This is a genomic window from Pseudomonas flexibilis, from assembly GCF_000802425.1.
Lineage (GTDB): Bacteria > Pseudomonadota > Gammaproteobacteria > Pseudomonadales > Pseudomonadaceae > Serpens > Serpens flexibilis.
On sequence record NZ_JRUD01000002.1, the window covers coordinates 19,987 to 45,583 of the forward strand.

The window sequence follows — 25,597 nt, forward strand, 5'->3', positions numbered from 1 at the left end:
CACGGATCGGCCTTGGCGGGAGAAGCTTTAAGGAAAAGAAGGCGTTGCGGTTGTGCTGCGACATTTTGCTGCAGCCCGACGCAGCGATCAGGTTTTTCGCGGGCATAAAAAAACCGAGCCATCGCTGGCTCGGTTTTTCAGAATTGGTGCCCAGGAGAAGACTCGAACTTCCACGGTGTTGCCACCGCTAGGACCTGAACCTAGTGCGTCTACCAATTCCGCCACCTGGGCAATGCCGAAGCATTTTGACTTGCCGTTGATTAGCGAGGCCGGCTGCCTCGTATTGAAGTGGTGCCCAGGAGAAGACTCGAACTTCCACGGTGTTGCCACCGCTAGGACCTGAACCTAGTGCGTCTACCAATTCCGCCACCTGGGCACATGAAACGATGTGTTGCCTTCGTTTCCGTGTTACAACGGCATCGCTGTCGTTGTGGCCGCGAACTATACGGACCACCTTTTTCCTTGTAAACCCCTGACAGCAAAAATAATTGTCCGGCAAAGCTGCCGTGCGGGCGCGATTCGCGCTTCAATAGACAGAGGGCCCGTTCCGCCCTCACACAGAAGGTGATTTTTCTTAATGGCCGATTGGCAATCCCTCGATCCCGAGGCCGTCCGCGAGGCGGAGAAGTACGATAACCCCATCCCCAGTCGTGAACTGATCCTGATGCGACTGGATGAGCGTGGCGCCCCGGCGACCCGCGAGCAACTGATCGAAGAGTTCGGTCTGACCACCGAAGAGCAGCTCGAAGCGCTGCGTCGCCGTCTGCGCGCCATGGAGCGCGATGGTCAACTGGTCTACACCCGGCGCGGCGCCTATGCCCCGGTGGACAAGCTGGACCTGATCCGTGGTCGGGTCAGCGGGCATCGCGATGGCTTTGGTTTCCTCATTCCCGAGGACGGCAGCGACGACCTGTTCCTCAGCCCGGCGCAGATGCGCCTGGTGTTCGACGGCGACCGCGTGCTGGCCCGTGTGGCCGGCTTCGACCGGCGCGGCCGGCGCGAAGGCGCCATCGCCGAAATTCTCGAACGCGCCCACGAGGTGCTGGTCGGCCGCTTCTTTGAAGAGAACGGCATCGGCCGCGTGGTGGCCGACAACCCGAAGATCCAGCAGGAAGTGCTGGTCGCGCCCGGCAAGCAGGCCGGTGCCAAGCATGGCCAGTTCGTCCAGGTGCGCATCGAGCAGTGGCCGAGCAATTTCCGCCAGGCCCAGGGCGAAGTGACCGAGGTGCTCGGCGACTACATGGCGCCGGGCATGGAAATCCAGGTGGCGCTGCACAGCTATGGCATCCCCCACGTCTGGCCCGAGGCGGTGGAACAGGAAGCCGCCAAGCTCAGTCCCGAAGTAGCCGAGCGTGACAAGCAGAAGCGTGTCGATCTGCGTCATCTGCCGTTCGTCACCATCGACGGCGAGGACGCCCGCGACTTCGACGATGCCGTCTATGCCGAACCGGCGGAGGGCGGTGGCTGGACCCTCTACGTGGCCATCGCCGACGTATCCTTCTATGTGAAGGTGGGCTCGGCGCTCGACGAGGAGGCCGCCAAGCGCGGCAACTCGGTGTACTTCCCCGAGCAGGTCGTGCCGATGCTGCCGGAAGTGCTATCCAATGGCCTGTGCTCGCTCAATCCCCAGGTTGATCGCCTGGCTATGGTGTGCATCGTCGATCTGTCGGCCGCCGGCAAGATGACCGGCTATCGCTTCTGCGAAGCGGTAATCCACTCCCATGCGCGACTCACCTACACCAAGGTCAGTCAGTTGCTGGAGCAGCCGAAGAGCGCCGAGGCCGCGCAGCTGCGCAGCCAACTGCCGCAGGTGACGCCGCACCTCGAGGAGCTGTACCGGCTGTTCAAGGTGCTGCTCAAGGAGCGCACCGTGCGGGGCGCCATCGATTTCGAGACCCAGGAAACCCGCATCGTCTTCGGCGCCGACCGCAAGATCGTGGAAATCCGCCCGACCGAGCGAAACGACGCGCACAAGCTGATCGAGGAATGCATGCTGTGCGCCAACGTGGCCACCGCGGCGTTTCTGCAGGAACACGAGATTCCCGCGCTGTACCGGGTGCATGACAGCCCGCCGGCGGAAAAGCTGGAGAAGCTCAAGGGCTTCCTCGGTGAGCTGGGCCTGACCCTGTACCGGGGCAAGGGCGATCCGACGCCCAAGGACTACCTGCGCCTGCTCGATGCGGTGCGTGATCGCCCGGATTTCCACCTGATCCAGACGGTGATGCTGCGTTCGCTGAGTCAGGCGGTTTACAGCCCGGAGAATGTCGGTCACTTCGGCCTCAACTACGAGGCCTATACCCACTTCACCTCTCCGATCCGCCGCTACCCCGATCTGCTGGTGCATCGTGCGATCCGTGGCCTGATCCGCTCCAGGCGGCAGAGCGAGCACGTGGTACGCGTGGGCGCCGCCGCAGTGCCCAAGGCGCGCATCTATCCCTACGACGAGGAGCGCCTGGCGCAGCTCGGCGAAGACTGCTCGATGACCGAGCGGCGCGCCGACGAGGCCACCCGTGACGTGGTGAACTGGCTCAAGTGCGAATACATGCGCGACCGGGTCGGCGAGACCTTCCCGGGCGTTATCACCGCGGTCACCGGTTTCGGCATCTTCGTCGAACTCACGGATATCTATGTCGAGGGCCTGGTGCACGTTACCGGCCTGCCCGCCGACTACTACCACTTCGACCCGATGCACCATCGCCTGGCCGGCGAGCGCAGCGGGCGCATCTTCCGCCTGGGCGACAGCGTCCAGGTGCGCGTGGCACGGGTTGACCTCGACGAGCGCAAGATCGACTTCGAGCTGGTCGCCGAAGCGGCGGCGCAGCGCCCACGCGGCGAGCCGGCGGTTTCTGCGGAGAAGCCTGTCCGGGCGCGCAAGGGCAAGTCACCGGCCAAGGCGGTCGCTCCGGCGCCGGTCAAGCCCGAGAGGCCCAAGGCCACCAAGCCCGTGAGCGAGCCGGAAAAGCCGGCGCGCAAGAAGATTCGTGACCTGGACGACGAGCCGGCCTTCGACTGGCCGGACCCCGAGCCCGAGGCCCTGCCGCGCAAGCGCAAGGTGGCGCCGGGTACCCAGCCGGAACGTCCGGCGATCCTCGGGCATCGCAAGGCGCGTGAGCCGCAGGTCGAGTTGCCGGAGGAAGTACCGGCGCGGCGGCGTTCGAGCGAGAAGCCGGCACTGCTGTCGCGCCGCGTGGTAGGCAAGGTGCAGGTACTTTCCGCCGCCGAACTGGAGGTGCAGGTGGCCGCCGAGGTAGGCAAGAGCCGCGCGGTCAAGAAGGCGCTGCTCGACGAGGCCAAGGGTAAAGGCAAGCGGGCCTCGAGCAAGGCGAAAGACAAGGATTCCGGCAAGGCCGGCAAGAGCAAGAGCGGCAAGGCCAAGCGTGGCGCCGGCAAATCCAAGGCGAAGTCATGAGTGATCTGGAAAAGGTTTACGGCGTACACGCCGTGGAGGCGTTGCTGCGCCACCATCCCAAGCGGGTCAAGCAGTTGTGGGTGGCCGAGGGTCGCCAGGATCCGCGCATCCAGGCGTTGCTGAGCCTGGCCGAGGCGCATCGGGTCAACGTCGGCCAGCGCGAGCGCCGCGAGCTGGACGAGTGGGCCGAGGGTGTGCACCAGGGCGTGGTGGCGGAAGTCAGCCCCAGCCAGGTGTGGGGCGAGAACATGCTCGACGAACTGCTCGAGCGCAACGAAGGTCCGGCCCTGCTGCTGGTGCTGGACGGGGTCACCGACCCGCACAACCTGGGCGCCTGCCTGCGCACCGCCGATGCCGCCGGCGCGCAGGCGGTGATCGTGCCCAAGGACAAGTCCGCGACCCTGAATGCCACCGTGCGCAAGGTGGCCTGTGGCGCTGCGGAGGTGATTCCGCTGGTGGCGGTGACGAACCTGTCGCGCACCCTGGAAAAGCTGCAGAAGAAGGGCTTGTGGATCGTCGGTACTGCCGGCGAGGCGGACAAGGAACTCTATGACCTGGACCTCACCGGCCCGACCGTGCTGGTGATGGGCGCCGAGGGCAAGGGTATGCGCCGCCTGACCCGCGAGCACTGCGACTTCCTGGCGCGCCTGCCGATGGCCGGCAGCGTCAGCAGCCTGAACGTTTCCGTGGCCACCGGCGTGTGCCTGTTCGAGGCGCTGCGCCAGCGTCGCCGGCCGGCCTGACCGGCGGAGCGAATAATCGGCGTCGCGCCTTGCCTGGCGCCGGTTGCCTCTCTAGAATGTCGCCCCTTGCCCTGCCGGCAGGCGTTCGCTCGCCTGCGGGGCAAGTCAAGAACGAGACATTCACTCCTTGCCTGATCGCACGCGCGGCAGGCTACAACCCGTAAGGAGCATTTATGCGTCATTACGAAATCATCTTCCTGGTTCACCCGGACCAGAGCGAGCAGGTTGGCGGCATGGTTGAGCGCTACACCAAGCTCATCGAGGAAGACGGCGGCAAGATCCACCGCCTGGAAGACTGGGGCCGTCGTCAGCTGGCCTACGCCATCGACAACGTTCACAAGGCTCACTACATCCTGATGAACGTCGAGTGCGGCGCCAAGGCCCTGGCCGAGCTGGAAGACAACTTCCGCTACAACGATGCCGTGATCCGTAACCTGATCATCCGTCGCGACGAAGCCGTTACCGGCCAGTCCGAGATGCTCAAGGCCGAAGAAAACCGCAGCGAGCGCCGTGAGCGTCGTGAGCGCGTCGAATCCCCTGAGGGTTCCGACGACAGCGACAATGACAGCGACAACGCTGACGAGTAATCACCGGATCTATTGAGGAGCCAAGACCATGGCACGTTTCTTCCGTCGTCGTAAGTTCTGCCGTTTCACCGCCGAAGGCGTGAAGGAGATCGACTTCAAGGATCTCAACACCCTGAAGGCCTACATCTCCGAAACCGGCAAGATCGTTCCGAGCCGTATCACCGGGACCAAAGCCAAGTACCAGCGTCAGCTGGCCACCGCCATCAAGCGCGCCCGCTACCTGGCCCTGCTGCCCTACACCGACAGCCACGGTCGCTGATCGCGGTCGGTCGATAAGCGTTGAGAGATAGATCGCATGCGTGCCTTTGCTGAATTCGTAATGCGCGGCCGCATGCAGGCCACCCTTGGGGTGGCGGGTTCCATTGCTATACCGCTGTTGTTCTGGTTGGGCGCGGCAGGTGGCGGTTTCATACTGCTGCGGCGCGGTCTGAGCGATGCGCTGAGTGTTTTGTTCTGGGCGTTGTTGCCTGCTCTGTTCTGGTGGCTGCTCGGTGATCCGAGCATCCTTCTGGTCATGGTCGGCACACTGGTGCTGGCGCAGGTTCTGCGCTCCACTGCGTCCTGGGTTTGGGTGCTGTTTTCCAGTGTTGTGCTTGGCATGGTGTTCATCGCGATATTGAGCACTATTTCCCGAGAGCTGGTTGAGTCGTTGGCGGGTGCTGCCCGTCCGATGCTTCCTCAGCTTATGAAGGATTTGCCGGCCGACCAGATCGCCGCAGTGCAGGAGTCGTTGATTCCGGCTCTAACGGGGCTGATTGCGAGCTTTTTACAGGCCGCATCTTTAGTCTGCCTTGTGCTGGCGCGTTACTGGCAAGCGGCGCTGTTCAACCCGGGCGGCTTTGGACAAGAGTTTCGCGCGGTTCGTTTGCCTCCGGCCTTGGCAATTGCTTTGCTAATCGGCTTGCTCCTCGCTCCGGCGTTGAGCGCTGAGGCGGCTCCGTTGGCTGCTATTTGCATGGTGCCGCTGTTGTTCGCCGGAGCTGGGCTGGGGCATGGCTTGATTGCCCTGAAACGCCTATCGGGTGCCTGGGTCTTCGCCTTGTACCTTGCGGTGTTGCTGTTTGGGAACTTGATCTGTCTGTTGGCTGTTATCGACAGCCTGTTTGATTTTCGCGGTCGTCTGGCTCGTAACCAGGGTTCGGGACCTGCGAACGGTGAAGGTTAAAAGTTAAGAGGTAAGACTCAAATGGAAGTCATCCTGCTGGAAAAAATTGCCAACCTCGGCAACCTGGGCGACAAGGTCAAAGTTCGCAGCGGTTACGGTCGTAACTACCTGATGCCGCAAGGCAAGGCCACCCCGGCTACCGCCGAGAACGTGGCTGCGTTCGAAGCCCGTCGCGCCGAGCTGGAAAAGGCTGCTGCCGAGAAGAAGGCCGCTGCCGAAGCCCGCGCCGCTCAGCTGAACGAGCTGGAAGTGACCATCACCGCCGTTGCTGGCGATGAAGGCAAGCTGTTCGGTTCCATCGGCACCGCCGACATCGCCGACGCCCTGACCGCCTCCGGCGTGGAAGTGGCCAAGAGCGAAGTGCGTCTGCCCAACGGCACCATTCGCCAGGTTGGCGAATACGACGTCGCGCTGCACCTGCACACCGACGTCGAGGCCAGCGTCCGTCTGGTCGTGGTCGCCGGCTAAGGTCGACGAACTGTCTGGCCCCTTGCGGGGTCGGACGCGTAACATCAGGCACGTTTCGCTCAAGCGGAACGTGCCTGTTGTTTTTCTGCCGCAGCAAAACGTTGTCGAGACCCATGAACGAAATCAGCCTACCCGAGCAGTACGACCTGGAAACCGCGGCCCTCAAGGTGCCCCCGCATTCCATCGAGGCCGAGCAAGCCGTGCTGGGTGGCCTGATGCTGGACAACGACGCCTGGGAACGGGTCGCTGACCAGGTTTCGGATGGCGACTTCTACCGCCATGACCATCGCCTGATCTTCCGCGCCGTCCACGTGCTGGCCGAGCGCAACATGCCGTTCGACGTGGTGACCCTGTCCGAGCAACTGGACAAGGAAGGCCACCTGAACCAGGTCGGCGGCCTGGCCTACCTGGGCGAACTGGCCAAGAACACGCCCTCAGTGGCCAATATCAAGGCCTACGCGGCGATCATTCGCGAGCGGGCCACCCTGCGCAAGCTGATCAGCGTCAGCAGCGAGATCGCCGACAGCGCCTATGCCCCGCAAGGCCGCAACGGCGACGAGATCCTCGACGAGGCCGAGCGCAAGATTTTCGAGATCGCCGAGGCACGCCCCAAGAGCGGCGGCCCGGTGGGCCTCAACGACATCCTCGCCAAGGCCATCGACCGCATCGACACGCTGTTCAACAGCACCGACGCCATCACCGGCCTGACCACCGGCTTCTCCGACCTGGACGACAAGACCAGCGGCCTGCAGGCCGCCGACCTGGTGATCGTGGCTGGCCGTCCGTCGATGGGCAAGACCACCTTCGCCATGAACCTGGTGGAGAACGCCCTGCTGCGCAGCGACAAGGCGATCCTCGTCTACTCGCTGGAAATGCCTGCCGATTCCATCGTCATCCGTATGCTCGCCTCGCTGGGGCGCATCGATCAGACCAAGGTGCGCACCGGCAAGCTGGACGACGACGACTGGCCGCGCCTGACCTCGGCGGTCAACCTGCTCAACGACCGCAAGCTGTTCATCGACGACACCGCCGGCATCAGCCCCTCGGAAATGCGCGCGCGCACCCGCCGGGTGGCCCGCGAGCACGGCGAGATCGGCCTGATCATGGTCGACTACCTGCAGCTGATGCGCATCCCCGGCTCCAGCGGCGACAACCGGGTCAACGAGATCTCGGAAATCTCCCGCTCGCTCAAGGCGCTGGCCAAGGAATTCAACTGCCCGGTAGTGGCGCTCTCGCAGCTCAACCGCTCGCTGGAGCAGCGGCCCAACAAGCGCCCGGTCAACTCCGACCTGCGCGAGTCCGGGGCCATCGAGCAGGACGCCGACATCATCATGTTCGTTTACCGGGACGAGGTGTATCACCCGGAAACCGAGCACAAGGGCATCGCCGAAATCATCATCGGCAAGCAGCGTAACGGGCCGATCGGCACGGTGCGCCTGGCCTTCCTCGGTCGCTATTCGCGCTTCGAGAACCTGGCGCCGGGTAGCTACCAGTTCGACGACGACGAATAACTCGCCAGCGTCCGGCCGGCGAGGGCGTCGCCGCGCCGCTTTCGCCTTGCGGGCCCGGCTGTGAGGAGTAAGCTTTCCCGGGTCTTTTTCCGCTGCACAGGATTTCCCCATGCGCCCCCTCGTCGCCACGGTCGATCTGGCCGCCATCCGTCACAACTACGCCCAGGCCAAGCGCTGTGCGCCGGGGCGGCGCGCCCTGGCGGTGGTCAAGGCCGATGCCTACGGTCACGGCGCGGCCATGGTGGCGACGGCGCTGGCCGAGGAGGCCGACGGGTTCGCCGTGTGCTGTGTGGAGGAGGCCCGCGTGGTGCGCGCCAATGCGCCCAAGGCGCGCATCCTGCTGCTGGAAGGCTGCTTCGACGAGGAAGACTGGCGCACGGCCGTGGCGCTCAACCTGGATGTGGCGGTGCAGGGCACTGAGCAGGCCGAGCGCCTGTTGATGCTGCGCAGCGACCGCCAGCTCAACGTCTGGCTCAAGCTGGATTCCGGCATGCACCGGCTGGGCTTCTCCGCCGAGGAGATCCGTCATTGGGCCGAACGCCTGCGCGCCGCGCCGCAGGTGGCCGAAGTCAACCTGATCAGCCACCTGGCCTGTGCCGACGAACGGGGTCACGAGCTCACCGGCCAGCAGCTGGATTGCTATGTCGACCTTCAGGACGTGGCGTTCGACCAGCGCAGTTTCGCCAACTCCGCCGCGGTGCTGACCTTCGCCCCGGCGCACATGGACTGGGTCCGGCCGGGGATCATGCTCTACGGCGCCTCGCCGTTCACCGGGATGAGCGCCGCCGAGCTGGGCCTCACGCCGGCCATGAGCCTGACCGCGCAGATCATCGCGCTGCACGATGTGCCGGCTGGCGAGGGGGTGGGCTACGGCGCCGCCTGGGTGGCGCAGCGGCCGTCGCGCATCGCCACGGTCAGCTGCGGTTACGCCGACGGTTACCCGCGGCACGCGCCGTCCGGCACGCCGGTGGTGGTGCGCGGCCGGCGCGTGCCGCTGGCCGGCCGGGTGTCCATGGACATGCTGGCCATCGACGTCACCGACCTGCCGGAGGCGCGCATCGGCGATGCAGTGGAACTGTGGGGTGCCCAGCTGTCGGTCGACGAGGTCGCGAAGGCTGCCGGGACCATCGGCTACGAGCTGCTGACCAAGGTCACCGCCCGGGTACGCCGCGAGTACCGATCGTAGGCGCTACCGGCCACTGCCAAACCCGAGCGTCCTTGTCGGACTTGTTCACTTTTTGTGCTATATTCCGCGCCCTTTTTCGTATTGCCCCTGGTTCCGTCCATGACCGCCGTCAAGCCGCTGTTCGACTACCCCAAATACTGGGCCGAGTGCTTCGGGCCCGCGCCCTTCCTGCCGATGAGCCGGGAAGAGATGGATCGGCTCGGCTGGGACAGCTGCGACATCATCGTGGTCACCGGCGACGCCTACGTCGACCATCCGTCGTTCGGCATGGCAATCATCGGCCGGCTGCTGGAAGCCCAGGGCTTCCGTGTCGGCATCATCAGCCAGCCGGACTGGCGTTCCAAAGACGACTTCATGAAGCTCGGCAAGCCGAACCTGTTCTTCGGTGTGGCGGCGGGCAACATGGACTCGATGATCAACCGCTACACCGCCGACCGTAAGGTGCGCTCCGACGATGCCTATACCGCCGGCGGCGAGGCCGGCAAGCGTCCGGACCGCGCCAGCCTGGTGTACAGCCAGCGCTGCAAGGAGGCCTTCAGCGATACGCCGGTAGTCCTCGGCGGCATCGAGGCGTCGCTGCGCCGCATCGCCCACTACGACTACTGGTCGGACAAGGTGCGCCGTTCGATCCTCATGGACGCCACCGCCGACCTGCTGCTGTATGGCAACGCCGAGCGCGCCATCGTCGAAGTGGCTCATCGCCTGGCCGCCGGCCAGCTGATCGAGGCCATCACCGACGTGCGCGGCACCGCCTTCATCCGCAAGGACACCCCCGCGGGCTGGTTCGAGATCGACTCCACGCGCATCGACCGGCCGGGCAAGATCGACAAGATCATCAACCCCTACGTCAACACCCGCGACCTGGAAGCCTGCGCCCTGGAAAACGGCCAGCCGCCGGCCGAGGACCCCAACGAGGCCAAGCCGCTGGTGCTGCTGCCGCACCCGAGCCATGACCGCGAGCGCACGGTGATCCGCCTGCCGTCCTTCGAGAAGGTGCGCAACGACCCGGCGCTGTATGCCCACGCCAACCGCGTGCTGCACCTGGAAACCAACCCGGGCAACGCCCGCGCGCTGGTGCAGAAGCACGAGAACCTGGACATCTGGCTGAATCCGCCGCCGATCCCGCTGACCACCGAGGAGATGGACTACGTGTTCGCCGCGCCCTACGCGCGCGTGCCGCACCCGGCCTACAACGGCGCGAAGATTCCCGCCTACGAGATGATCCGCTTCTCGGTGAACATCATGCGCGGCTGCTTCGGCGGCTGTACCTTCTGCTCCATCACCGAGCACGAGGGGCGCATCATCCAGAGCCGCTCGCACGAGTCGATCCTCCACGAGATCGAGGAGATGAAGAAGGTGCGCGGCTTCACCGGGGTGGTCTCCGACCTCGGCGGGCCGACCGCCAACATGTACCGGCTGGGTTGCAAGAGCCACGACATCGAGAAGCACTGCCGCAAGCCGTCCTGCGTTTATCCGGGCATCTGCGAGAACCTGGATACCAACCACAGCTCGCTGATCGAGCTGTACCGCAAGGCCCGCGCGCTGCCCGGCGTGAAGAAGATCCTCATCGCCTCGGGTCTGCGCTACGACCTGGCGGTGGAATCGCCCGAGTACGTCAAGGAGCTGGTCACCCACCACGTGGGCGGCTACCTGAAGATCGCCCCGGAGCACACCGAGCGCGGTCCGCTGGACAAGATGATGAAGCCGGGCATCGGCTCCTACGACCGCTTCAAGAAGATGTTCGACAAGTATTCGAAGGAAGCGGGCAAGGAACAGTACCTGATCCCGTACTTCATCGCCGCGCACCCGGGTACCACCGACGAAGACATGATGAACCTCGCCCTGTGGCTGAAGGCCAACGGCTTCCGCGCCGACCAGGTGCAGGCCTTCTATCCGTCGCCGATGGCCTCGGCCACCGCCATGTACCACACCGGCAAGAATCCGCTGCGCAAGGTCACCTACAAGAGCGAAGGCGTGGTGGTGGTGAAGAGCGAGGAGCAGCGCCGCCTGCACAAGGCCTTCCTGCGCTGGCACGACCCGAAGAACTGGCCGCTGCTGCGCGAGGCGTTGATCCGCATGGGCCGTGCCGACCTGATCGGCTCCGCCAAGCACCAGCTGATCCCGGCCCATCAGTCGGCCGGCGATGCGGGCTACCAGAGCGCGCGGCGCAAGAACTCCACGCCGGTCGGCAGCAAGAAGGCCGGGCAGGGCGGCAAGCTGCTCACCCAGCACACCGGCCTGCCGCCGCGCAGCCACGACGGCAATGCCTGGGACAAGCGCGAACAGGCCAAGGCCGCTGCCGAAGCCCGTCGCGCCGAGCAGGCCCGGGCGGGCAAGGGTGGCGCCGGCAAGGGCGGGAAGGGCGGCAAGCCGCAGCGCCCGGTGGCGCCGCGCTAAGCCCGTAGGGTGGACAACGTTTTCCTTGTCCACCATCGCGCCGGTACGGCGCGCGGTGGATCGGTGGGGCGCGATCCAGGCCCCCTGCCGCCGGAACGGCGGCCAAGGCGATGCCTTGACCGCCCTACTCGACGACGAAGCGCACCACCCCGATCAACTGACCGGCTTCGGTCACCACCTGCACCTGCCACCTGCCGCGTGGGTCGGGCGGGAAGTTGCGCTTGTGGGTCCAGGCCCGGTAGCCCGCTTCGCGGCCGCCCTGGATCGAAAGGGTGATGCGGTCCACCTCCTTGCCGTTCAATCTCCAGACGTGCTGAATGCGCTCTGACAGGCCGCGCGGCGCACTGATCGCTGTGTAGGCGTACAGACCCTCAGCATTCAGGCGCTCCACGCTGACCCGCCGCAACCGTTCGGTAGGTGCCCGCTCGCGCACCTCGTGGGCGATGGCGACCTGGTTCAGCCACAGGGTCGCCGGCGGCACCCACAGCCGTGCCAGCCAGCCGGCGCCGGCCAGCGCCACCAGCAACAGGGGGGCCAGCAGCCAGCGGCGCCAGCCCGTTCCGGTGAGTGCCGCGAGGCTGGGCAGGGCCAGCAGCAGGGCGATGCCCAGCGCCCAGCGGTAGCTCTGCGCGGTGTCCAATTGCAGGATGATCGGCAGCGCGGTGAGCAGCACGGCGAACAGCGTCAGGCTGTGGAACGCCAGGTACAGCCAGCGGCGCGTCGCCAGGCCCCGGTAGTAGATCGGGTCGACGATCGAGACCAGCGCGGCCAGGCCCAGCACACCGGTAAACGCGGCCTGGCCGGTATTCCAGCTGGTGGTGATGAAGAAGAACGGCAGGATAAAGAACAGACTCTCCTGGTGGATCATCTGCGTCGCGTAGTGCAGCAGCGGCGGCGGCAGGCGCAGGCCGAAGCGCCGCTCCAGCCAGCGGTACAGGGTGTGACCCAGTGCCAGCCACAGCCAGCTGACCAGCATCACCACGGCGATCACCTTGGCCAGCCCGGCCTGGCGATCGACCAGCAGAAAGCTGGCCAGTCCGGACACGAAGCCGAACAGCGCGACCAGCCCGGGATAGCGTTTGAGAAAGGCGGTCACCCGCTCGATCAGCGGGTGCAGGGAGTCGATCCAGCGGGGCATGCGGCACACGAAGCGAAACTGACGACCGGATGGCCGCCGTGCCGATAAGACCCCCGTCGGGGTTAAAAGGTTGCGGACAAGCTACAGGGCGTTGCCGCACGCCGCCGAGGCATAGCTGGCCAGCAGGTTGCGCAGCAGTTCTTCAAGACCCATGGGAACGTCCTCCGTTCGGTAACGGCTGCCATGCTAGGCCGCCCCGGTCGCCGCGGCTCGTTGAAGCTTTGCATGGCAACGATAGCCTCGTCGTGGCGACGGAACCCCGCCCGAGTCCATGCGTCTACCGGCTCAACCACTCGCTGACCGGAGAACCCTCATGATCCGTCGACTCGCCCTGGTTGCTTTGCTGTCCTTGCCCGCCGCGCCCCTGTGGGCCGCTGAATGCAGCGTGGACATCGACTCCACCGACCAGATGACCTACAGCACCAACGCAATCGAAATCGCCAAGAGTTGCCAGCAGTTCACCGTCAACCTGAAGCACGTTGGCCAGTTGCCGAAGAACGTCATGGGCCACAACTGGGTGCTCACCCGGCAGGCGGACATGACGCCGGTGGTCAACGAGGGCGCCGCGGCCGGCCTGGATAACGACTACCTGAAGGCCGATGACTCCCGCATCCTGGCGCATACCAAGATGATCGGCGGGGGCGAAAGCACGTCCGTCACCTTTGACGTGGCGCAACTGCAGGCGGATGGACAGTACATGTTCTTCTGCACCTTCCCAGGGCACGCGGCCGTCATGAAGGGTACCGTCACGCTTGTGGATTGATTGCGCTGCGTTCGGGCTGGGTAGGCGGCAGGAAGTTGTCCAGAAAACCTGTGGGCCTTCCTGTGCATAAGTGGCGGGAAACGTGCGGGAAGTCACGCCATTCGGGGCCTCCAGCACTTTGTCCGCTTTTTGTGCAGCGCAGAAAATGTCCACTTAACAAGCGCTTAGCACACTTGAGTGGCGCGAGGAAAGCCTGATCTTTTTCCCCAGAAGCTGTGGATAAGTCTGTGGATAGCGGGCGGAAAACCGGAGGTGGGCAGCGGCTCCCGTGGCTTGGCCGAGGTTGTCGGTTTTTTGCGCAAGAGCAACCAGCCCGTCGGGCGGATGGGGTCGACGGGCCGGTCGCGGTGCCAATTCCATGGCACGGCGATCATTGTGCATGAACGGTGCCATTACTTTGATCTCAATCAGGTTTGCCAGAGGTTGGCGCCGGGCGGCCTTTGGTTGACCGAGGGGCTTCTAGTGAACAAGCGTTGACTCAAGGCCTGCCCTCTGGCAGTTTGTGCACGCTTGTTCACTCAAATGGATCCTGCATGCCCTCTTTCGTTTTCTCCTCTGCCGGCTGGCTCCAGCCGTTGCGCCTGCTGGTGGCGCACGGCTGGCTGCGCGAAGCCGGCGTGGACGCCTGGCTTGGTGCGCTACGCGCCGACTGGCGACTCAACCGTACCTTCGCGCGCGTGCATTCCCTGCGCTGGGTCGCCGCCGACATGCTGGCGTTGCGCCTGAAGGCGAACCGCAACTGGCCGGGCGCGCGACCCGGCCAGGCGGTGCTGGTGTATGGCGAGCGCGATGGCGTGCGCCTGGCGCGCTGCTACAGCCTGACCGCCGTGCGTGGGCGCGTGCTGGAGCTGGCCATTAAGCGCCAACCTGGCGGGCGTTTCGCCGATAAGCTGATCGACACCCTCCTGCCCGGCGATGTGCTGGAACTGGGCGCGCCAAGCGGTGAGCTGGAGTGGCCCCGGGACGCCGATTCCGGCGTGCTGCTGCTGGCCGCCGGCAGCGGTATCACCGCCCTGTATGGCCTGCTGCGCGAAGCGCTGGCCAAGGGCTGCAAACAGCCGGTCTGGCTGCTGCATTCGGTGCGCCGGCGCGAACAGCGCGCCTTCGTGCCCGAGCTGCAGGCACTGATGGCGCGCCACCCCAATCTGCGCGTGCAATGGCTGATCACCGGAGAGCCGGCCGGGGAGGGCGAACTGCATGGCCGCCTGGGCGCCGAGCACCTGCGCGATCTGCCGGCCCATTCGCTGCTGGCCTGTGGTCCGCACGGCTTCGTACAAAAGGCGCTGAGCCTGTGGAGTGCCGAGCCGCGTGCCGGCACGGCGCAATGGGAAGCCTTCAGCCCGCCACCCGCCCAGGTCGCCGGGGCGGGGCAGGCCGTGCGCCTGGAATTCGCCCGCTCCGGTCTGCGCGCCGAGGGTGACGACCAGCGTTCCCTGCTGGAACAGGCCGAGGCCCGTGGCCTCAAGCCCAAGCATGGCTGTCGACAGGGCATCTGTACCGAATGCACCTGCCAGCTGCTGGAGGGCCGCGTGCGCGACCTGCGCAGCGGCCGCGAAACCAGCGAGCCCGGCCAGCCGATCCGCATCTGCGTCAGCGCCCCGCTGAGCGATGTGCGCATCGACCTCTGACCGACCGCTCCCATTCCCTGATTCGAGACACCGATGCGTACCGACCGTGAACTGACCCCCGCCGAACTGGATGCGTTCGGCGCCGAGCTCGACGCCCTGCGCGAGCGTACCCTGGCCGACCTGGGCGCGGCCGATGCCCGCTACATCCGCCGTGTCCGCGCCGCCGTGCGCCTGTGCTGCACGGCCGGCCGCGTGCTGCTGATGTTCGGCTGGTTCCCGCCGACCTGGCTGCTCGGCACCCTGCTGCTGGGCCTGGGCAAGATCCTGGAGAACATGGAGCTGGGTCACAACGTGATGCACGGCCAGTACGACTGGATGAACGATCCGGAGCTCAACGGCCAGCGCTACGAGTGGGACATCGTCGGCCCGGCCGACTTCTGGCGGCATACCCACAATCACCTGCACCACACCTATACCAACGTGATCGGCAGGGACGACGACATCGGCTACGGCCTGCTGCGCCTGTTCCCCGAGCAGCGCTGGAAACCCTTCTACCGCCGCCAGGTGCTATGGGCCACCCTGCAGGCGCTGCTGTTCCAGTACGCCGTGGCGGTGCAGCACGTGAAGCTGGACAAGTACTTCAAGGGTCGCATCAGCAAGGATGAAGTGCGCCCGCTGCAGCGCCAGATGAACGGCAAGATCGTCCGCCAGTGGGCCAAGGACTACCTGTTCTTCCCGCTGCTGGCCCTGCTGATCGGCGCCAACGCCCTGGCGGTGCTGACCGGCAATCTCGTGGCCAACCTGCTGCGCAACCTGTGGACCTTCGCGGTGATCTTCTGCGGGCATTTCACCGAGAAGGCCGCGGTGTTCCCGGCCGAGGTGCTGGAGAACGAGAGTCGGGGTCACTGGTACCTGCGCCAGCTGCGTGGTTCCAGCAACCTGGAGGGCGGCCCGCTGTTCCACATCCTCACCGGCAACCTCAGTCATCAGATCGAGCACCACCTGTATCCGGACATCCCGGCGCGGCGCTATGCGGAAATGGCCCGCGAAGTCCGCCAGATCGCCGCGCGCTACGGCCAGGAATACAACACCGGACGCATGAGCCGGCAGATCGCCACGGTGTTCCGGCGCATCTGGGTGTACCGCAAGCCACAGGCGGTGTAAGCGTGAGCCGCACTTGGACGTAGGGTGGCCCGCGCTTCACCGGGCCACCGACGCGCCGCGAGGCGCGCCGTTCCGGCGCGGTGGTGGACAAGGAAAACGTTGTCCACCCTACGCCTGTCGCAACCGCACGAGGCGCTGTGAACGTAGGGTGGCTCGCGCTTCACCGAGCCACCGTGCGCGCCACGAGGCGCGCCGTGCCCGGCGCGATGGTGGACAAGGAAGGCGTTGTCCACCTTACGCCGCTCTACCCGGTCGCAGCGCCTACTCCGCCTTGCGCCCCAGTCCGCGCCAGTGGCGGCCGCCGATCATGATGAAGCGCAGCTGCTGGGTGATCTTGGCTTCCGGCTGCAGGTGCGGGGGCAGGGTGTCGGCCGGCGGGTCGATGAGTTCCGGCAGGGTGGCGAACACCGTCTTCACCACCAGGTCGGCGACCACGTCGATGGCGTCCCCGTCCAGGTGCGGCATGCGGTTCATCAGCTTGAGGTCGGCGGCCAGGTCGTCGGTGATGCGCTGGCGCAACGCGGCGATGGCCTGGCGCACCAGCTGCGAGCCGCCGTACTGCTCGCGGGCCAGGAACAGAAACTGGCCGCGATTGGCGCTCACCGCATCGAGGAAGATGCGCGTGCTCGCCTCGATCAGCCCCTGGTGTTCGAACTCGTTCTGGCGCACCTCGCGCAGCGTGGCGCGAAAGGTCTCGCCCACCTCGGCGACCAGCGCCAGCCCCAGGGCATCCATGTCGCTGAAATGCCGGTAGAAGCCGGTCGGCACGATGCCGGCGTGGCGCGCCACTTCGCGCAGGCTCAGGCTGCCGAAGCCGCGACCGCTCTCCATCAACAGGCGGGCGGCGTCCATCAGGGCCTGGCGGGTCTGCAGTTTCTGTTCGGCGCGGGTCATGGGCGGGCGTTCTTCCGGTGGGCGCAGGGGGTGCACTCTAGCAAATGCCCCGCCTCGCGTGGCCGCTTTGGGGGCGGGAATGAGACTTCCGCCGGTCGTCCGCCGGGATGGCGGCACGGACGCTGGCGTACCCCTTGCATGGGCCGGCGCCATTCTGCGGGGGCGTCAGAGGCCCGGCATTTCGGAGAGGTGCGATGGCGGCGGTGCAGGCAATTTTGCCGATCTTCCTGTTGATTCTGCTCGGTTACTGGATCGGGCGCCGGCAATGGCTTGCGTCGGACGCGGCCAGCGGCCTGTCGACGCTGACCTTCAAGCTGTTCATGCCGCTGGTGCTGTTCACCGGCATTGCCCGCGCGAACCTGGCCGAAGGCCTGTCGCCGCACCTGCTGCTGGCCTATTTCCTGCCGGCGCTGGGGCTGTTTGCGCTGGTCAGTCTGCTGGCCCACCGACGACTCGGCCGGGCCACGCCGCTGGGCCTGGCCGCCGCCTATTCCAACAACGTGCTGATCGGCATTCCCCTGGTGGCCTCGGTGCTCGGCGCGCCGAGCATGGTCTACGTGTTCGCCATCCTGGTGTTCCACAGCCTGCTGCTGTTCAGCGTGCAAAGCCTGTACGCGGCGTTCGGTACCGGCGAGAAGGTGCGCCTGAGCAGCCTGCTGGGCAACCTGGCCAATCCGCTGATCGTCGGCCTGCTGCTCGGCGCCCTGCTGAATGTCTCCGGCCTGCCGCTGCCGGCGCCGTTCTGGCGGCTGGCCGATTGGCTGGCCGGCGCGGCGCTGCCCTGCGCCCTGCTGGTGCTGGGCCTGAGCCTGTCGCGCTTCCGGCTGATGCCGGATGGAGCATCCTGGGCGCTGACCCTGGTCAAGCTGGTGGCCTTCCCGGCGCTGGTCTACCTGCTCGCCGGCGCCCTGGGGCTGCCGGATGCCGCGCGCGCCGTGCTGGTGGTGCTCGCCGCCTGCCCGAGCGGGGTGAATGTGCTGGGCTTCGTGCGCAAGCCCGAGGACAGTCGCACCGTCAGCGCCACCGTGTTCCTCTCCACGCTGCTCGCCGCCGTCGGCCTGCCGCTGTGGCTGAGCGTCCTGCACGTGTGATACTGGCGGGCCTGCAACGGCAATGGAGGCCCGCATGAACACCCCCGACACGCCGCGTTATCCCCTGGTGCTGGTGCACGGCCTGCTCGGCTTCGGCCACCTGCTGGGTTATCCCTACTGGTATGGCATCGACAGCGCGCTGCGCCGCGCGGGCGTGGATGTGCACCTCGCGCGCATCTCCGCCGTGCATGGCAATGAGCCGCGCGGCGATCAGCTGCTCGAGCGCCTGGCCGAGATCCGCCGCGCCACCGGGGCGGACAAGATCAACCTGCTCGGCCACAGCCAGGGCGCGCTGACCGCCCGTTACGCCGCCGCCAGGCGTCCGCAGTGGGTGGCTTCGGTCACCTCGGTGGCCGGTCCCAATCACGGCTCGGAGCTGGCCGACGCGCTCAAGCGGCGCTTCCCCGAGAACGGGCGCGGCCGGCGCCTGCTGGCGCGTTTCACCGAAGGGCTGGCGCGGCTGATGGCCGGGCTGGATCGCGAGGCCGCCGGCCTGCTGCTGCCCGGCGACGCCCTGCAGGCCCTGGAGGAACTGTCCACCGAGGGGGTGGCCGCCTTCAATGCCCGTTATCCCCAGGGCCTGCCGGCGCAATGGGGCGGGGAAGGCGCGCATGAGGTGAACGGCGTGCGCTACTACTCCTGGAGCGGCATCCTCGGCCCGGACACCGACCAGGGCGCCAATCGCCTGGACCCCAGCCATCTGTTGTGTCGGCGCCTGGCGCGGCACTTCCAGCGCGAGGCCGGGCAGAACGATGGCATGGTCGGGCGCTTCAGCAGCCACCTGGGCCAGGTGATCCGCTCTGACTACCCGCTCGATCACCTGGACATCGTCAACCAGCAGGCCGGTGCCGTCGCTCCCGGCGTCGACCCGGTGGCGCTGTACCTGGAACACGCCCGGCGCCTGGCGCAGGCGGGGCTTTAGGTCTCTGCGGTGCGGCCGCCGGCCTGGGCGGCCGGGCAACCAACCGCTCTGGCACGCCGCCGAAGCCGGTGGGCGGTCACGGGATTGTCATGTTTCGCGTGACAGAATTCACAAAATCCCTGTCGTGCCTCCCTCTGAAGAATGCGCCGTAAAACATCCGTCATGCCGGGGCTGATGCCCTGGGCCACGCTGGTGCTGGGCACGCTGATCCTCGGCTTCATCTGGACCCTGCATCACCACCAGTACGACCGCGCCCGCGACGACGTGCTGGCGACCAACGCGTCCGAACACCTCAACCTGGCCACCATCCTGGCGGAGAACTTCCGGCAGATCACCGACCGCGCCCAGGCGGTGGTCGGGCAGTTGGTCAGTGCGCTGGACGAGCCGGACGGCGCCTGGAAGATGGTCCGCATGCTGGCCAGCGACCCGATCTTCAATCGCCTGGGTCTCTACGACGCCGAGGGCCGTGCGCTGTTCTCCAGCCATGCGCCGCTGTCCGAGGCGCTGCCCGCCGAGGCCCTCAGTGCACTGAACGCCCATTGCCAGCGCTTCGGTTATGTCCCCTATCTGGCCACCCGCGACGGCGTGGCCGAGAGGCTGTCGCCGTCCTGGCGGCTGCCGTTGCTGGTGCCGCTGCCGGACGAGGCGCGCCAGTCCATCGCCCGGGTGGTGCGCATCGACCTGGACATCGGCTACCTGGCGCGGCTCTACCAGCACATCGACTTCGGCCCCACCGGCTTCGTGCAACTGCTCGACGCCGGCGGCCGCGAGCGGCTGCGCGCCAACGGCGCGGGCGTCATCCACGGCGGCACGCCGCTCACCGCCAGCTACACGCCGAGCCCGGAGCTGCGCGCCGGGCGCTACACCTCGGTCGCCGACGGGCTGGCCTACCAGAGCCTGTTTCGCCACCTGCCGGAGCTGGGCGTGACGCTGGTGATCAGCCAGCAGTACCGGGACATCACGGCGGCCATCGACGACCGCGAATCCGGCCACCTGTTGTTCAACCTGATCATGAGCGGCGTGGTGGTGCTCGGCTTCCTCTCGGTGATCCACATGCTGCGCCGCCAGCAGGACGCGCTGCTCGCCTTGCGCCAGTCCGAGCAGGAGAACCGCCAGCTGATCAGTCGCCTGGAAACCGAGCACGCGCGCAGCCGCCAGGCCGCCTCCACCGACCACCTCAGCGGCCTGTACAACCGCCGGCAGTTCATCGAGGTTGCCGCCCGCAGTCTGGCCGAGCAGCGCGCTCGGCGCTGCCTGGCGGCGGTGCTGTTCATCGACCTGGACCGCTTCAAATCCATCAACGACAGCCTCGGCCACCGCATCGGCGACCTGCTGCTGCAGGCGGTGGCCGGGCGCATCCAGACCCTGCTGGAGCCGGGCGACGAGGCGGCGCGCTTCGGCGGCGACGAGTTCGTGGTGCTGCTGGCCGGCAACCGCAGCGAGCAGCAGATCGACGCCTGGGCCGCGCGCCTGGCCGAGCACCTGTCGGCGCGCTACCAGCTGGATGGCACCGAGCTGCACACCAGCCCGAGCATCGGCATCGCCATCGCCCCGCGCGATGCCCAGGAGATCGACACCCTGATCCGCTACGCCGACGGCGCCATGTACTCGGCCAAGCGCGCCGGGCGTGGCCAGTACCGCTTCTTCGATCCGTCGCTCAACCGCGTCAACATCCAGGAGTTCCAGTTCGAACAGCGCTTCGGCGAGGCGCTGCGCCAGCACCAGTTCGTACTGCACTACCAGCCGCAGATCAGCATCGACAGCCTGCAGGTGTGCGGCTACGAGGCTCTGGTGCGCTGGCAGCACCCAGAGTTCGGCCTGGTCTATCCGGACCGCTTCATCGGCGTGGCCGAGCGCAGCGGCTTTATCGTGCCGCTGGGCATGGAAGTGCTGCGCCTGGCCTGCCGGCAGCTGGCCGCGTGGCGCGCCGAGGGCCTGGAGACCAGCGTCGCGGTGAACGTCTCGGCCCTGCAGCTGTTCCAGGCGGACTTCAGCGAACGGGTGCTGGGCATCCTCGCCGAGGCCGGCATCGAGCCGCGCTGCCTGGAACTGGAAGTCACCGAGACGGCGGTGCTCGACCGCGAGGATGTCGCCCTCGCCAACCTCGAGGCGCTGCGCGAGGCCGGCCTGGGCATCAGCCTGGATGACTTCGGCAAGGGCTACGCCGGCTTCGCGCACCTGCATTCGCTGCCGATCAGCAAGCTGAAGATCGACCGCAGCCTGATCGCCCAGCTGTCCAATGCCCACGACGACAGCCTGATCGTCGCCTCGACCATCACCCTGGCCAAGCGCCTGTCGCTGCGGGTGGTCGCCGAAGGCGTGGAGACCCGCGACCAGCTGATCTACCTGAAACTGGGTGGCTGCGACATCGCCCAGGGCTATCACTTCAGTCGCCCGCTGGCCGCCGAGCAGGTGCGCGATTTCCACGATTCCTTCACCACCACAACCGCATGATAACGATCCGCCTCCTTGCCTGCCTGCTGGCGCTGCTGCCGGCGCTTCCCGCCTGGTCGCACAGCCAGTGCACCAGCAGCCTGCGCCTGTCCTCCATCCCCGAAAAGCGCCTGGAGATCCAGCAGCGCGACTTCCAGCCGCTGATCCGTCTGCTCGGCGAGGGCCTGGGTATCCCGGTGCAGATGGTGCCCGCTGGCTCCTATGCCGGCGCCATCGACGCGGTGGTGTCCGGCGGCGTGGACCTGGCCATGCTGGGGCCGGCGGCCTACCTGCTGGCCCGCCAGCGCGATCCGCACATCGAGGCGTTCGCAACCCCGACCCTGGCGCAGGGCCATTTCACCCCTGCCGGTGCGTACTACCACGCCCTGCTGGTGGTGCGCGCCGACCGGGATGTCCAGACGCTGGCCGACCTGCGCGGCGCCCGGGTGGCGTTGAGCGACCCGGCCAGCACCTCGGGCAGCGTGATCCCCAACCTCGAGTTCCCCACCGCCGTAGGCCGGCCGCTGCAGCGCTTCTTCGCCGGGCAGCTGTATACCGGCTCCCACGAGAAGGCCCTGGACGCGCTACTGGACGGCAAGGTGGAGGCCGCCTTCGTCTCCAGTCCGCGCGCCGACGACTACCTGCGGCGCGGCCTGATCAGTACGCGCAGCCTGCGCGTGCTGTGGCGCTCGCAGCCGATCCCCAATGATCCGCTGGTGTTCAGCAGCGGGCTGTGCGGCGAGCTGCGTCAGCGTATCCGCGCGCTTCTACTGGGCGACTCGCCGCAGCTCGCGGCCTTCCTGCACGCGCAACAGGCCAGCGGGTTGGCGCCGGTAGCGCAGGCCGCCTACCAGGCACTGGAGCAGACGCTTATCAACCCGCGCCGTTGAACAGTTTGAGCGCCGCGCCGGCGAACGACAGCAGGCCCAGGCCGAGCAGCACCCAGGCGGGCAGCATGCCCAGCAGCGCCGCCAGCCGCGCACTGCGCCCCAGTCGCCGTGCGGCCAGGCTGTAGGCCAGCAGCACGCTGAAATCGAGGGCCGCCCAGATCAGTGCCAGCGCCACGGCCTGGCCGGCAAAAGCCTGCTCGGGACGTATGAACGCCGGCAGGAAGGCGAGGAAGAACAGGATGTCCTTGGGGTTGGACAGCCCCACGCCCAGCGCGCGCCAGAAACGCCGGGCCGGGGCCGGCTGGGCGCGCTGGGCGGCGGGCGGGCTGCGCAGGGTGGTGATGCCCAGGGCGGCCAGATAGAGGCCGCCGAGCAGCTGGCCGAGATCGATCAGCTGCGGGCTGAGCGCCAGCGCGCGGTCCAGCGCCAGCAGGGCGAGTCCCATCAGCAACAGTGCCGACAGCATGCCGCCGGCCAGGGTGCCCAGCGGCCAGCCGCGCCGCCCGTCCGCCAGAACCAGGGCCACGACCGGGCCGGGCGAGGCAATCAGCAGCAGGGCGCTGGCGGCGAACGCAGCATACGTATTCATCATGGTTCTCGAATTCGGGGTAGCGGCCTCTCATAGCCTGGGCATTGTGCGGTTGGCGGAAAAACGCAAAAACGTGCTATCAAGCATGACTTTTACTCATGCTCGGAGTCTGCATGCGTCTGCCCCCGCTGTATGCCCTGCGCGCCTTCGAGGTGGCGGCACGCCACGGCTCGTTCACCTCCGCCGCGCGCGTCCTGTGCATCACCCAGAGCGCCGTCAGCCGGCACGTTAAGGGGCTGGAGGAACACCTGGGTTGCGCGCTGTTCGAGCGGCACGGTCCGCGTCTGGCGCTCACCGAGGCCGGCGAGCAGTTCGCCCGGGAACTGGCGCGCGGCTTCGCCACCCTGGAAAACGCCTGTGCGGCGATCGCCGGCCAGCGTGACCAGTTGCGCCTGAAGGCGCCGTCCACCCTGACCCTGCGCTGGCTGTTGCCGGCGCTGGAAGCCTTCCATGCCGCCGACGGACGCCACCGGGTGCAACTGACCAGTGTGTGGATGGATGTGGACCAGGTGGACTTCCGCAGCGAGCCCTTCGACTGTGCGGTGCTGCTCGGACGCGGCGACTTTCCGGCGGACTGGCAGGCGGTGCGCTTGTTCGACGAGTGGCTGGTGCCGGTCTGTGCGCCGGCCCTGTTGGGCGAGGGTGAATGGGACGCCGCGCGGCTGGCCCGCCAGCCGCTGATCCATCCCTCGCGGGATTGCCGCGACTGGCAGCGCTGGCTGGAGCACCAGGGCTGGAGCGAACAGGTGCCCTGGCGGGAAGGCAAGCGCTTCGACACCCTGGAAATGGGCATCGGCGCCGCCGCCCAGGGATACGGGGTGTCCGTCGCCGACCTGGCGCTGGTGGCCGAGGATCTGCGCCGCGGCACGCTGGCCCTGCCCGTGCCGTCGCCGCTGCGCAGCGGCGACAGTTACTACCTGGTGTGGCCCGCCCAGGGTGCGAAGCGCGAGATGGCCCGGCGCCTGGGCGATTTCCTGGTGACGCGGGCGCCGCGATTGCCTGGCGGCTAGACCTCCCGCAATTTTTTTGCGGCCGCGCGCCCCGGCCTATGCCGCCGAAACGGTCAACATCCTGTACACTTCCGGGCGCTTTTTCATTCGGCCTGGCGGGGGCGCCACCGCACGTGCAGCGGCGGTTCGCCCGCTGGCACGACTCCCTAATTGCGCCCCTTTCAGGTTCTATCGTTTCCCATGACTCATCGAATCGTTATCGTCGGCGGCGGCGCCGGCGGGCTTGAGCTCGCCACCCGTCTAGGTCGCACCCTGGGCAAGCGGGGCAAGGCCCGCGTCACCCTGGTTGACGCCAACCTGACCCACCTGTGGAAGCCCCTGTTGCACGAAGTGGCCGCCGGCTCGCTGAACGCGGCCGAGAACGAGCTCAACTACGTGGCCCAGGCCAAGTGGAACCACTTCGAGTTCCAGATCGGCCGCCTGGAAAGCCTGGACCGCGCCGCCAAGCGCATCGGTCTGGCCGCCACCCTGGACGAGGCCGGTCACGAGCTGGTGCCCGCGCGCAGCCTGGACTACGACACCCTGGTGATCGCCATCGGCAGCCGCACCAACGACTTCGGCACCCCGGGCGTGGCCGAGCACTGCATCCTGCTCGACACCACCGCCCAGGCCAAGCGTTTCCACCGCCAGCTGCTCAGCCACTACCTCAGCGCCCACGCGCGCGGCCAGGACGACGGCAATGTCAGCGTGGCCATCGTCGGCGCCGGCGCCACCGGCGTCGAGCTGGCCGCCGAGCTGCACAACGCCGCACTGGGCCTGGCCGCCTATGGGCTGAAGGGCATCCAGCCGCAGAACATGAAGATCACCCTGATCGAGGCCGGCCCGCGGGTATTGCCGGCGTTGCCCGAGCGCATCAGCGTGCCGGTGCACAAGACCCTGGAAAAGCTCGGCGTGACCGTGCTGACCAGCGCGCCGGTGAAGCAGGCGGACGCCGACGGCATGACCCTGGCCACCGGCGAGGTGATTCCGGCGAGCCTGAAGGTATGGGCTGCCGGGGTGAAGGCGCCGGAGTTCCTCAAGGGCCTGGACGGCCTGGAGAGCAACCGCATCAACCAGTTGCTGGTACGTCCGACCCTGCAGACCACCCTGGACGACAACATCTTTGCGCTTGGCGACTGCGCGGCCTGCCCGCTGGACGACGGCAGCGAGCGCAACGTGCCGCCGCGCGCCCAGGCCGCCCACCAGCAGGCCAGCCTGCTGGCCCGTTCGCTGAAGCTGCGCCTGGCCGGCCAGCCGCTGCCGACGTTCCGCTACCGCGACTACGGCTCGCTGGTCTCGCTGTCGCGCTTCAGCGCGGTCGGCAACCTGATGGGCAACCTGATGGGCAGCGTGCAGTTGGAAGGCTGGCTGGCGCGGATGTTCTACATCTCGCTGTATCGCATGCACCAGATGGCGCTCTACGGCGTGGTGCGCACCGGGCTGATGATGCTCGGCGACCGCATCGGCCGCAGCACCGAGCCGCGCTTGAAGCTGCACTGAGGCTGCCGTTGCAGGGTGGATCGCGCTTCATCGATCCACCCTACGCCAGGCGCGCCGTGCCGGCGCGTTGGTGGACAAGGAAAACGTTGTCCACCCTACGGTCTTTAGCCGCGACGCGCTTGAGGTGATCCGGTCGCGGCTGAAGCCCCTCCTACAAAAAACGTGGCTCGTAGGGTGGATCGCGCTTCAT

Annotated in this window: 21 protein-coding genes and 2 tRNA genes; 18 read left to right on the top strand and 5 right to left on the bottom strand. The window is 67.0% G+C overall.

Annotated features, from left to right (window positions below; genetic code table 11):
• Positions 1 to 144 precede the first annotated feature (144 nt).
• Both SF06_RS00710 and SF06_RS00715 read right to left on the bottom strand, forming a co-directional pair.
• Positions 145 to 231 (bottom strand) — tRNA-Leu (locus SF06_RS00710).
• Between the two features lie 58 nt (positions 232 to 289).
• A tRNA-Leu gene (locus SF06_RS00715) sits at positions 290 to 376 on the bottom strand.
• A gap of 201 nt (positions 377 to 577) precedes the next feature.
• Between SF06_RS00715 and rnr the strand changes: the two genes are divergently transcribed.
• The 9 genes from rnr to SF06_RS00760 all read left to right on the top strand — a co-directional run bounded on the left by rnr (position 578) and on the right by SF06_RS00760 (position 11,466).
• Positions 578 to 3,409, top strand: coding sequence for a ribonuclease R (rnr, locus tag SF06_RS00720; RefSeq protein WP_052199669.1), 2,832 nt, complete (start codon positions 578 to 580; stop codon positions 3,407 to 3,409).
• Positions 3,406 to 4,152: a 23S rRNA (guanosine(2251)-2'-O)-methyltransferase RlmB gene (gene rlmB, locus SF06_RS00725; RefSeq protein ID WP_027589448.1), complete on the top strand. Its 747-nt coding sequence runs from the start codon at positions 3,406 to 3,408 to the stop codon at positions 4,150 to 4,152. Before rnr ends, rlmB begins: the two co-directional genes overlap by 4 nt.
• A 173-nt stretch (positions 4,153 to 4,325) precedes the next feature.
• Positions 4,326 to 4,739 (top strand): 30S ribosomal protein S6, encoded by a 414-nt coding sequence (rpsF, locus tag SF06_RS00730; protein WP_027589449.1) that lies wholly within the window; start codon positions 4,326 to 4,328, stop codon positions 4,737 to 4,739.
• A gap of 28 nt (positions 4,740 to 4,767) precedes the next feature.
• Positions 4,768 to 4,998 carry a 30S ribosomal protein S18 gene (rpsR, locus tag SF06_RS00735; protein ID WP_003452992.1) on the top strand — a complete coding sequence of 77 codons (231 nt, stop codon included), beginning with the start codon at positions 4,768 to 4,770 and terminating at the stop codon, positions 4,996 to 4,998.
• Positions 4,999 to 5,034: 36 nt separating this feature from the next.
• Complete coding sequence (locus SF06_RS00740; RefSeq protein ID WP_039559360.1) at positions 5,035 to 5,904, top strand: hypothetical protein; 870 nt, start codon at positions 5,035 to 5,037, stop codon at positions 5,902 to 5,904.
• 21 nt (positions 5,905 to 5,925) lie between these two features.
• Positions 5,926 to 6,372 (top strand): 50S ribosomal protein L9, encoded by a 447-nt coding sequence (rplI, locus tag SF06_RS00745; protein WP_027589451.1) that lies wholly within the window; start codon positions 5,926 to 5,928, stop codon positions 6,370 to 6,372.
• 113 nt (positions 6,373 to 6,485) lie between these two features.
• Positions 6,486 to 7,883 carry a replicative DNA helicase gene (gene dnaB / locus SF06_RS00750; RefSeq protein ID WP_027589452.1) on the top strand — a complete coding sequence of 466 codons (1,398 nt, stop codon included), beginning with the start codon at positions 6,486 to 6,488 and terminating at the stop codon, positions 7,881 to 7,883.
• Between the two features lie 109 nt (positions 7,884 to 7,992).
• Complete coding sequence (gene alr, locus SF06_RS00755; RefSeq protein ID WP_039559362.1) at positions 7,993 to 9,069, top strand: alanine racemase; 1,077 nt, start codon at positions 7,993 to 7,995, stop codon at positions 9,067 to 9,069.
• Between the two features lie 99 nt (positions 9,070 to 9,168).
• Positions 9,169 to 11,466, top strand: a complete 2,298-nt coding sequence (locus SF06_RS00760; protein WP_039559364.1) for a YgiQ family radical SAM protein — start codon at positions 9,169 to 9,171, stop codon at positions 11,464 to 11,466.
• Positions 11,467 to 11,590: 124 nt separating this feature from the next.
• Here the strand turns inward: SF06_RS00760 and SF06_RS00765 are convergent, their stop codons facing one another.
• On the bottom strand, positions 11,591 to 12,604 hold the full coding sequence (locus SF06_RS00765; RefSeq protein WP_039559367.1) for a DUF5924 family protein: 1,014 nt from the start codon (positions 12,602 to 12,604) through the stop codon (positions 11,591 to 11,593).
• A gap of 313 nt (positions 12,605 to 12,917) precedes the next feature.
• On the opposite strand from SF06_RS00765, the gene azu reads away from it, so the two are divergent.
• From azu to SF06_RS00780, 3 genes are all read left to right on the top strand, one after another.
• On the top strand, positions 12,918 to 13,367 hold the full coding sequence (gene azu, locus SF06_RS00770) for an azurin (protein WP_027589903.1): 450 nt from the start codon (positions 12,918 to 12,920) through the stop codon (positions 13,365 to 13,367).
• A gap of 533 nt (positions 13,368 to 13,900) precedes the next feature.
• Complete coding sequence (locus SF06_RS00775) at positions 13,901 to 14,995, top strand: flavin reductase family protein (RefSeq protein WP_039559369.1); 1,095 nt, start codon at positions 13,901 to 13,903, stop codon at positions 14,993 to 14,995.
• Between the two features lie 33 nt (positions 14,996 to 15,028).
• Positions 15,029 to 16,099 (top strand): fatty acid desaturase family protein, encoded by a 1,071-nt coding sequence (locus tag SF06_RS00780; RefSeq protein ID WP_039559370.1) that lies wholly within the window; start codon positions 15,029 to 15,031, stop codon positions 16,097 to 16,099.
• A gap of 261 nt (positions 16,100 to 16,360) precedes the next feature.
• On the opposite strand, the gene SF06_RS00785 is transcribed toward SF06_RS00780, so the two are convergent.
• A complete protein-coding gene (locus SF06_RS00785) occupies positions 16,361 to 16,993 on the bottom strand; it encodes a TetR family transcriptional regulator (RefSeq protein WP_027589900.1) in 633 nt (210 codons plus the stop codon).
• Positions 16,994 to 17,187: 194 nt separating this feature from the next.
• Between SF06_RS00785 and SF06_RS00790 the strand changes: the two genes are divergently transcribed.
• The 4 genes from SF06_RS00790 to SF06_RS00805 all read left to right on the top strand — a co-directional run bounded on the left by SF06_RS00790 (position 17,188) and on the right by SF06_RS00805 (position 22,329).
• Positions 17,188 to 18,084, top strand: coding sequence for an AEC family transporter (locus SF06_RS00790; RefSeq protein WP_039559373.1), 897 nt, complete (start codon positions 17,188 to 17,190; stop codon positions 18,082 to 18,084).
• Between the two features lie 34 nt (positions 18,085 to 18,118).
• Positions 18,119 to 19,006, top strand: a complete 888-nt coding sequence (locus SF06_RS00795) for an alpha/beta hydrolase (protein ID WP_027589898.1) — start codon at positions 18,119 to 18,121, stop codon at positions 19,004 to 19,006.
• A gap of 141 nt (positions 19,007 to 19,147) precedes the next feature.
• Positions 19,148 to 21,460, top strand: coding sequence for a putative bifunctional diguanylate cyclase/phosphodiesterase (locus SF06_RS00800; RefSeq protein ID WP_027589897.1), 2,313 nt, complete (start codon positions 19,148 to 19,150; stop codon positions 21,458 to 21,460).
• Positions 21,457 to 22,329, top strand: a complete 873-nt coding sequence (locus tag SF06_RS00805) for a phosphate/phosphite/phosphonate ABC transporter substrate-binding protein (RefSeq protein WP_039559375.1) — start codon at positions 21,457 to 21,459, stop codon at positions 22,327 to 22,329. The genes SF06_RS00800 and SF06_RS00805 overlap by 4 nt, the downstream gene beginning before the upstream one ends.
• On the opposite strand, the gene SF06_RS00810 is transcribed toward SF06_RS00805, so the two are convergent.
• On the bottom strand, positions 22,313 to 22,921 hold the full coding sequence (locus SF06_RS00810) for a LysE family transporter (RefSeq protein ID WP_039559377.1): 609 nt from the start codon (positions 22,919 to 22,921) through the stop codon (positions 22,313 to 22,315). The two genes, SF06_RS00805 and SF06_RS00810, sit on opposite strands and share 17 nt — an antisense overlap.
• Before the next feature lie 110 nt (positions 22,922 to 23,031).
• Between SF06_RS00810 and SF06_RS00815 the strand changes: the two genes are divergently transcribed.
• Both SF06_RS00815 and SF06_RS00820 read left to right on the top strand, forming a co-directional pair.
• Entirely contained in the window at positions 23,032 to 23,928 is an 897-nt protein-coding gene (locus SF06_RS00815; RefSeq protein WP_081993382.1) for a LysR substrate-binding domain-containing protein, read from the top strand.
• A gap of 180 nt (positions 23,929 to 24,108) precedes the next feature.
• Positions 24,109 to 25,407 carry an NAD(P)/FAD-dependent oxidoreductase gene (locus SF06_RS00820; protein WP_039559381.1) on the top strand — a complete coding sequence of 433 codons (1,299 nt, stop codon included), beginning with the start codon at positions 24,109 to 24,111 and terminating at the stop codon, positions 25,405 to 25,407.
• The last annotated feature ends 190 nt before the right edge of the window (positions 25,408 to 25,597 follow it).